The following is an 8291-nucleotide window of genomic DNA, read 5'->3' as shown; positions in this document are numbered from 1 at the left end:
CTTGATGTCCACGCCGGCGTTGAACCCGCGGCCCTCGGCCCGGAGGATCACGACGTGGACCTCGGGGTCGCGCCCCGCGGCGAGGATCTGCTCGCCGAGTTCGAACCAGCCCGCGGAGGGGATGGCGTTGACGGGGGGATAGTCGACGGTGACGGTGGCGATGCCGTCTGCGCCCTTGTCGACGGTGATGCCCATGGTGCTCCCTTCGCACCCCGCCGCTGCTGGGAGCGGGCGGGTGACTAACCAAACGCTTGCTTGGTAGGCTAGCACGCATGAGTGACATCGATCTGGGTCTGGCGGGGAAGGTCGTGCTCGTCACCGGCGGCGTCCGCGGCGTGGGTGCGGGCATCAGCAGGGTCTTCCGCGAGGCGGGCGCCGTGGTGATCACCTGCGCCCGGCGCCCCGCCGACGAAGGCTCGGACGTCGCCGCGCTGGAGTTCCACCCCGTCGACCTCCGGGACCCCGCGGCCGTCGCCGCGATGGTGGACGCGATCGTCGAGCGACACGGCCGACTGGACGTGGTGGTCAACAACGCCGGCGGTGCGCCCTTCGCGCTGGCGGCCGACGCCAGCGCCAACTTCCACGCCAAGATCGTCGCGCTCAACCTGCTCTCCGCGCTCACCGTGGCGCAGGAGGCGCACCGCGTGATGACCGCCCCCGGTACCGCCGGCGGCGCGACCGGCGGGGTGATCGGCGGGGTGATCGTCAACATCTCGTCCGTCTCCGGCCACCGGCCCTCGCCCGGGACCGCCTCGTACGGCGCCGCCAAGGCGGGCATCGATTCGCTCACCGGGTCGCTTGCCGTGGAATGGGCCCCGGCGGTGCGCGTGAACTCCGTCGTCGTCGGCCCCGTCAAGACCGAGCTCGCCGAGCTGCACTACGGCGACGCCGACGGCGTGGCCGCCGTCGACGCCACCATCCCCATGGGGCGGATGGCGGACCCGCGGGACGTGGGTCTGGCGGCCGCCTTCCTCGCCTCGCCGCTGGCCGCCTACATCACCGGAGCCGAACTCCTGGTCCACGGCGGCGGCGAGAAGCCCGCGTTCCTCTCGGCGTCCACCGCCCAGAACGCGCACTGACGTTCACGTACCGACCACCTGGCTCGACCTTATGAAGGAGACACACATGGGAATCTGCGACGGACGCGTCGTGATCGTCACCGGCGCCGGCCGGGGCATCGGGCGTGAGCACGCGCTCGCCTTTGCCGCCGAGGGCGCCAGGGTCGTGGTCAACGACCTCGGCGCCGGGCTCGACGGCTCGGACGTGGGGGAGTCCCCGGCGGAGCAGGTCGTGGCCGAGATCCGGGCCGCCGGTGGCGAGGCCGTGGTCAACGGGAACGACATCTCCTCCTGGGAGGGCGCCCGCGAGCTGGTCCAGCAGGCCATCGAGACCTTTGGCGGGCTCGACGTGCTGGTCAACAACGCCGGCTTCCTCCGGGACAAGATGCTCGTCGGGATGGGCGAGGACGACTGGGACAACGTGATCGGCGTGCACCTCAAGGGGCACTTCGCGCCGCTGCGTCACGCGGCCGAGTACTGGCGCGCGGAGTCCAAGGCAGGCCGCCCCCGCGCGGCCCGGGTGATCAACACCTCGTCCGGCGCAGGGCTGTTCGGCTCCGTCGGTCAGGGCAACTACGCCACCGCCAAGGCGGGCATCGCGTTGCTCACCATCCAGACCGCGGCCGAGATGAAGGGCTACGGCGTCACCGCCAACGCGATCGCCCCCGCCGCGCGGACCCGGATGACCACCTCGGCGGGCGAGGGCATGGCCTCCCAGATGGCCGCGCCAGAAGACGGGTCCTTCGATGCCATGGATCCGGCCAACGTCTCGCCGCTCGTCGTGTGGCTCGGTTCCGAGCAGTCCGCCGAGGTCTCGGGCCGGGTGTTCGAGGTCGAGGGCGGGAAGGTCACCATCTGCGACGGATGGCAGCGCGCCGCATCCCAGGACAAGGGGGCGAAGTGGGAGCCCGCCGAACTCGGTGAGGTCGTCCCGCGTCTGCTGGCCGAGTCACCCACCCCGGTGCCGGTGTACGGCGCGCGCTGACCCGAGCCGTCCGGCGAGACGGTCAGAGCCCCGCACCTTCCTCGGTGCGGGGCTCTCGCCGTCAGTCCTGGCGGGTGCTGAGGGTCAGCCCCGGCCGTTGTCCGGGAGGACCGGCAACCCGGCGATCGGCATCGGCAGCGGGAACGGGAGCGGCGGAAGCACGATCGTCCCGTTGGCCACACCGGCAGCGAGCGCGGCGGCACCGGCAGAGGCGGTCAGAGCGACCACGGGGAGCAGGCTGCCCGCGCCACCCTCGCCGAGGCTCGCGAGGCTCTCCAGCGAGGCGCCGGTCCCCACCATCGATCCGGTGTTGGTGGACATGGTGCTCATCATCGAACCGTTCTCCAGCGAGCCGGTGAGCGCGGTGAGCGAGCCGTTGACTCCGGTCAGCTCCCCGAAGGACCCGGTGAGGACGTCGGCGCTGCCGCCGGTGGATCCGCTCTCGCCGGTGAGCGAGCCGTTGGTCCCGGTGATGGAACCCGCGACCGCCTCACAGATGCCGCACTCGGAGACCGAGCCGACGATCGGAGCGAGCGAGCCACCGTCGGTGATCGACCCGCCCAGCGGACCGGTGATGTCACCGGCAGAGCCGTTGGTCAGCGATCCGGAGACTCCCTCGCCGATGAGCTCGGCCGAGCCGCCGATGCCCTCGGTGGACCCGTCGGGGAAGTTGGAGGACAGGGCGGGAAGCTCGGCAGACCCGCCGAGCAGGTTGAGCTCGGTGGACAGCGGGGACATGCCATCCGAGCCGAAGCCGGAGGAACCCATGCCCTCGGACCCGGTGAGCGGGGCGAGATCGGAGGAGTCGAACGTCGCCGAGCCGCCGAGCAGGTTGGTGGACAGGGGTGCCATCTCCTCCGACCCGACCAGGGGGGCGAGATCGGAGGAGTCGAACGTCGCCGAGCCGCCGAGGGGATCGGAGCTGAGGGTGGGCAGGGCCGCTGAGCCGCCGAGGAGTTCGGAGCTCAGCGGGACCGTGCCGAGGGAGCCGGTGAGATCGGTGGGGAGCGCGGAGGAACCGGACAGCGGGTCAGAGCTGAGGGTGGACGAGCCCGCGAGGGGGCTGGTGCTGAGTTCCGGGAGCGTCGAGGATCCCCCGAGCGGCGAGAGGCTGAGCTCGGGGAGCTCGGCAGAATTGAAGGCCTCCGAGCCGGCGAGCGGGTTGAGGTCCCCAGATCCTCCGGCGAGTTCGCCGCCCGAGCCGGAGGCCTCGCCGGCGGATCCGGTGAGCGTCCCCAGAAGGCCTTGGACGAGCGCGCCGAGGTCGTCGACCCCGATCGCGTCGAGCACGCTGCCAAGGCTCACCCCGGTGGGCAACGAGCTGTCACCGCTCTGGGCGTTCGCCGTTCCGGTGGCCCCGGAGATGGCGATGGCCGCCGTTGCGGCGACCGCTGCGGCCCGTGTGTACTTCCTCATTGGGAGGTCCTTTCAATGTGAGCGATCCCCTCGGGCCACTGGGAGATCGTGACTTCCCCGACCCGGTGTGTTGACTGACATAAGAGTCCTCTCAGGCCCAGGAGGTGTCAAGGGTTTCCTCAGGTACGGGGACGCGTGGGGCGGACGTGGCGAAATGTGTCTCATGTGACCAGAATTTTCGACTTTGTTAGCCGAAAATAGTATCGATGAGATAGGTAGGCGAAGTAACTGGCGAGCTGGATGGCTCCGGCCGGACCGCGTCAGGCGCGGGGTTCGCAGATCACCACGGGGATGACCCGGCTCGTGTTGGCCTGATACGACGCGAAGTCGGAGTACCGCTCGACGAGCCTCGGCCAGAGCTCGGCACGCTCCCGGGGTGTCGCCTCCCTCGCCGTCATCTGGCGCGTCCGGCGACCCACCTGAACGGTGACGTTCGGGTCGGCCAGGACGTTCTTGTACCACTGCGGGTGGGAGGGGAGCCCGCCCTGGGACGCCACCAGCAGGACGCGGTCGCCCTCGGGAAGGTGGAGCAACGGGACGGTTCGCGGCTCGCCGGTCTTCCGCCCCGTCGTGGTCACCAGGCAGACCGGAACCGGCGCCCGCAGCGCCGACCCCACCCGCCACGAGCCACCCACCCGGCCGCCCGTCACGCGGTAGGCCCAGGTGTTGACCCGCGACATCACCTTGATCACCCCGACGACCCACGGCGCACCACGCCGCGGGTCGTCGACGCCCGTCTCCGGGCGGGGCTGCCCGTCGGTCACTTGTTGCCGGAGAGGGGGGCGCGGACGATCACGTGCTTGCCCGGGAAGAACGCCGCCAGCTCGCGCCGGATCTCCTTGAGCGACAGGAGGCCGAAGCCCTTCTTGCGTTCCTCCGGTCGGATCCAGATCGCGACGTCCACGTCGCCGTCGTCGACCTGCTCGCCGAAGACCAGTCCCACGTGCGCGTCGCGCGAGGTGTCGACCGCGACGAACCACATCGCGGACTCCGCCTCCATCCGCTTGAGGCCTTCCCGGCGTTCCTGCTCGGTCTTGTCCTGATCCCACGTGCCGCCGGTCGCCGAGGTCTCGTCCGTCGAGCGGGCGTGGAAGAGATCCTTGTGGTCCTCGGAGTCCCCGAACGGGTGCAGCGCGAAACCGCGCGACTCCTCGTAGGCGGGCTGGTCGGTGGCGTTGCCGACGAACGACTCCAGCGGGGCCCGGAGGACCTCGCGTGCCTGCTCGACGGGCACGTCCAGCAGCCGTGCGATCGCGTCGGCCGCGTCCCCGGCGCCGTTGGCGGACGCGATGGCCGCCAACACCTCGCGCCGCCGGCCGGCCGCCGCCTCGATGACGTCGTTGCTCATGTCAGATCCTCTCGATGATGCTCGCCGAGGCCTGGGCGCCGCCCGCGCACATCGTGATGAGGGCGCGTTCGCCGTCCGTGCGCTCGAGCTCGTGCAGGGCGGTGGTGATGAGCCTAGACCCGGTGCTGCCGACGGGATGACCGATCGCGATCGCGCCGCCGTTGACGTTGACCTTGTCCATGTCCGGCCCGTGGACCTGCGCCCAGCTGAGCAGGACGGAGGCAAAGGCCTCGTTGCACTCGAAGAGGTCGAAGTCGGCGATGGACATCCCCGAGCGGTCGAGCACGCGCTGGGTGGCCTGGACGGGGCCGTCGAGGTGGTACTCGGGCTCGCCGCCGACCAGGGCCTGGTGGACGATCCGAGCCCGGGGCTTGAGGCCGTGCGCCCTGGCGACGTCCTCGTCCATGAGCAGGACCGCGGCCGAGCCGTCGGACATCTGGCTGGAGGTGCCGGCGGTGTGCATGCCGCCCTCGATCACGGGCCTGAGGCCGGCCAGGGTCTCGGCGGTGGTGTCGCGCAGGCCCTGGTCGCGGGTGACGGTCACCGTCTCGCCGGTGTAGGTGCCGTCCTTGAGGCGTTCGGGGGCGACGACGGCAAAGGTTTCGCGATCGAACCGGCCCTCCTCCCACGCGCGCTTCGCATTGGCCTGGGACCGGACGCCCAGCTCCTCCAGGTCGGCGCGCGTGATGCCCCGGCGGTCGGCGATGCGATCGGCGGCCGTGAACTGGTCCGGGAGGTCGACGGTCCAGTCGTCCGGGCGGGGCATGCCGTTGGAGCCGTCGCCGACCGCGGCGCGCAGCGAGAGCCAGCTCATGGACTCGACGCCGCAGGCGATCCCGACGTCCATGGCGCCGGCGTGGATGAGGTTGGCGATGAAGTGGTTGGCCTGCTGCGCGGAGGAGCACTGGCAGTCGATGGTCGTGCACGCCGTCTGCCACGGCAATCCGGACGCGAGCCACGCGCCGCGGGTGACGTTGTTGCCCTGCGCCCCGGCCTGGGTCACGCAGCCGCCCACCACCTGCTCGACCAGCGAGGCGTCGATCCCCGCGCGGCGGATGACCTCTTTCTGGGAGGCGCCCAACAGATGTGCGGGATGAAGGCCGGACAGGGCGCCGCGTGCCTTGCCGATCGGGGTCCGCACTGCCTCGACGATGACGGGATTTCCCATGGTGGTCCTTCCGGAGAAGCGGGACTGAAGAAACAGGTGGCCCGGGGGTGAACGTGTTCTAGTATGCTCGGTGGAACGTGTTCTAGATTACCGCTCGGTTGCCGGGTTCGCAGTATCCCGGCCTCGTCGGTCGCCGAGCACGAGACGCAACCGACGCCGTCAAGGAGTGCCAGTGCAGACAGTCACCATCCCCGCGGGATTCGATTTCACGGACCCGGAGCTCTACGAGAAGCGGCTCCCGCATCCCGAGTGGGCGCACCTGCGGAAGACCGAGCCGATCTGGTGGTGCGCCAACGAGCCCGGGGCCGACGGGTTCGACGACCACGGCTACTGGGTGGTCACCAAGCACGAGGACGTCAAGGAGATCTCGCGGCGCACGAACGAGGTGTTCTCCACCTTCGAGAACACCGCCATCCCGCGCTTCGCTCCCGGGACCGAGCGCGAGATCGTGGAGCTGACCCGCCTGCTGTTCATCAACCAGGACGGCGACGAGCACAAGAAGTACCGCCGCACGATCTCCAAGGGCTTCACCCCGCGGAACATCGAGAAGATGCGTGACCATCTGGCGGAGAAGGCCAGGGTGATCGTGGAGACGGCCGCGGCAAAGGGGAGCGGCGACTTCATCACCGAGGTCGCCTCCGAGCTCCCGCTGCAGGCGATCGCCGAGCTCATCGGCATCCCGCTGGAGGACCGCCACCAGATCTTCGAGTGGTCCAACCAGATGACCAGCTACGACGTGCCGGGCAAGGTGGAGGAGTCGCAGATCGCCAACGCCATGGTCCTCTCCTACGCCCAGGAGCTCGCCACCAAGCGGCAGACGGACCCCCGGGACGACCTGGTGACCAAGCTCATCCAGGCCGACATCGACGGCGAGAAGCTCACCGCCGACGAGTTCGGCTGGTTCGTGGTCCTGCTGGCGGTCGCCGGCAACGAGACCACCCGCAACGCCACCACCCACGGGATGATCGCCTTCCTCGACAACCCGGACCAGTGGGAGCTGTTCAAGAAGGAGCGGCCCGAGACCGCGTACGACGAGATCCTCCGCTGGGCCTCGCCCATCTCCTCCTTCCAGCGCACCGCCACCGAGGACGTGGAGATCGGCGGCGTCACCATGAAGAAGGGTGACCGCGCCGCCATCATGTACGGCTCGGCGAACTTCGACGAGGACGTGTTCGAGGACCCCTTCACCTTCAACATCCTCCGGGACCCCAACCCGCACCTGAGCTTCGGTGGCAACGGGCCTCACTACTGCATCGGCGCCAACCTGGCCCGGCTGCAGATCGAGCTGATCTTCAACGCCATCGCCGACCACATGCCGAACCTCGAGGCGCTGGGCGACCACAAGCGGATCCGCTCCGGCTGGCTCAACGGCATCACCGAGTGGCCGGTCGACTTCAAGTGCCCCATGGGTCACAGCTGAGCCGGTTTCTCCCGGAAATCCATCGAGCGGACGAGTGAAGTGGGCAGGGTGGAACCATGACCGCGCATCGAGTCGTCCACAGGGACGGCGTCCGCCTCCACTACGTGGTGCAGGAGCCCCCCGGTGACGGCGCGCCGCTCGGCACCGTGGTCCTCCTCCACGGCTTCCCGCACTTCTGGTTCACCTGGCACCGGATGATCCCGGTGCTGGCCGAGGCCGGCTGGCGGGTGATCGCCCCGGACCTGCGGGGGATGGGGCACTCCGACGCCCCCGCCGAGGTCACGGCGTACGCGCCGCGGGAGGTCGTCGACGACGTGCTGGCCGTCTGCGACGACGCCGGCGCCGACCGCGTGGTCCTGGTCGGCTTCGACTTCGGGGCCGGCGTCGCCTACGACACCTGCCACCTCGAACCGGGGCGGGTCCGCGCGGTGATCGGCATGGAGAACCCGTTCATGGGCACGGCCGGGTCGGTCTCCCCGCTCGAGGGCTCGGCGGCGATGGCGGAGAAGCACTTCCTCCACCTGCACTACTTCGCCCAACCCGGCGTCGCGGAGGCCGACCTCGCCGGTCGCGAGCGCGAGTTCCTCACCCGCGTGTTCTGGGCCCTGTCCGCGGACTACCACTACCTCGACGTCTGGCAGCACCCCCCGGGGACGACCTACCTGGAGGCGCTTCCCCAGGCGCCGCCGCTGCCGTGGGCGTGGCTCTCGGTGGAGGAGATGGACATCTACGAGGCCGAGTACGCGCGCACCGGGTTCGCCGGGCCCCTGCAGTGGTACCGGGCGATGGACGTGTCGTGGGCCGCGCGCAAGGGCTTCGAGCGCCAGACCAACCCCGTGCCGTTCTACTTCCTCTACTCCGAGCACGACCCCGACCTCGAGGGCTTCCACGGCCGG

General features: G+C 70.1%; 9 protein-coding genes. 4 read left to right on the top strand and 5 right to left on the bottom strand.

All coding sequences use genetic code 11. The features are described 5' to 3' along the window. On the bottom strand, nt 1-195 hold a 195-nt coding region (locus B4M60_RS02030; protein WP_291079801.1), incomplete at its 3' end, for an enoyl-CoA hydratase-related protein. Between the two features lie 77 nt (nt 196-272). Between B4M60_RS02030 and B4M60_RS02025 the strand changes: the two genes are divergently transcribed. After that, nucleotides 273-1079, top strand: a complete 807-nt coding sequence (locus B4M60_RS02025) for an SDR family oxidoreductase (protein ID WP_291079799.1) — start codon at nt 273-275, stop codon at nt 1077-1079. A gap of 46 nt (nt 1080-1125) precedes the next feature. Continuing rightward, complete coding sequence (locus tag B4M60_RS02020) at nt 1126-2043, top strand: SDR family oxidoreductase (protein ID WP_291079797.1); 918 nt, start codon at nt 1126-1128, stop codon at nt 2041-2043. An 84-nt stretch (nt 2044-2127) separates the two neighbouring features. Here B4M60_RS02020 and B4M60_RS02015 read toward each other — a convergent pair whose 3' ends face one another. The 4 genes from B4M60_RS02015 to B4M60_RS02000 form a co-directional block, all read right to left on the bottom strand. Next, a complete protein-coding gene (locus B4M60_RS02015; RefSeq protein ID WP_291079796.1) occupies nt 2128-3459 on the bottom strand; it encodes a hypothetical protein in 1332 nt (443 codons plus the stop codon). 260 nt (nt 3460-3719) lie between these two features. Next, nucleotides 3720-4223: a nitroreductase family deazaflavin-dependent oxidoreductase gene (locus tag B4M60_RS02010; RefSeq protein ID WP_414646709.1), complete on the bottom strand. Its 504-nt coding sequence runs from the start codon at nt 4221-4223 to the stop codon at nt 3720-3722. Next, nucleotides 4220-4807, bottom strand: a complete 588-nt coding sequence (locus B4M60_RS02005; RefSeq protein ID WP_291079794.1) for a GNAT family N-acetyltransferase — start codon at nt 4805-4807, stop codon at nt 4220-4222. The genes B4M60_RS02010 and B4M60_RS02005 overlap by 4 nt, the downstream gene beginning before the upstream one ends. 1 nt (nt 4808) lies before the next feature. Then, nucleotides 4809-5975, bottom strand: a complete 1167-nt coding sequence (locus B4M60_RS02000) for a steroid 3-ketoacyl-CoA thiolase (protein ID WP_291079792.1) — start codon at nt 5973-5975, stop codon at nt 4809-4811. A gap of 172 nt (nt 5976-6147) precedes the next feature. Here B4M60_RS02000 and B4M60_RS01995 point away from each other — a divergent pair, with 172 nt between their 5' ends. After that, nucleotides 6148-7395: a cytochrome P450 gene (locus B4M60_RS01995; protein WP_291079790.1), complete on the top strand. Its 1248-nt coding sequence runs from the start codon at nt 6148-6150 to the stop codon at nt 7393-7395. Between the two features lie 56 nt (nt 7396-7451). Beyond that, the coding region (locus B4M60_RS01990) for an alpha/beta fold hydrolase (protein ID WP_291079788.1) at nt 7452-8291 on the top strand (840 nt) is incomplete at its 3' end.

The sequence above is a fragment of the Dietzia sp. UBA5065 genome, assembly GCA_002415925.1.
Taxonomy (GTDB): domain Bacteria; phylum Actinomycetota; class Actinomycetes; order Mycobacteriales; family Mycobacteriaceae; genus Dietzia.
Note: the sequence above shows the minus strand (reverse complement) of the source record. Positions and strands in the feature narration are given on the sequence as shown.

What these genes read in the sequence shown, in the direction of transcription:
- B4M60_RS02025 (WP_291079799.1), top strand. Translation starts at nt 273, where the DNA reads ATGAGTGACATCGATCTGGGTCTGGCGGGGAAGGTCGTGCTCGTCACC.
- B4M60_RS02020 (WP_291079797.1), top strand. Translation starts at nt 1,126, where the DNA reads ATGGGAATCTGCGACGGACGCGTCGTGATCGTCACCGGCGCCGGCCGG.
- B4M60_RS02015 (WP_291079796.1), bottom strand. Translation starts at nt 3,459, where the DNA reads ATGAGGAAGTACACACGGGCCGCAGCGGTCGCCGCAACGGCGGCCATC.
- B4M60_RS02005 (WP_291079794.1), bottom strand. Translation starts at nt 4,807, where the DNA reads ATGAGCAACGACGTCATCGAGGCGGCGGCCGGCCGGCGGCGCGAGGTG.
- B4M60_RS02000 (WP_291079792.1), bottom strand. Translation starts at nt 5,975, where the DNA reads ATGGGAAATCCCGTCATCGTCGAGGCAGTGCGGACCCCGATCGGCAAG.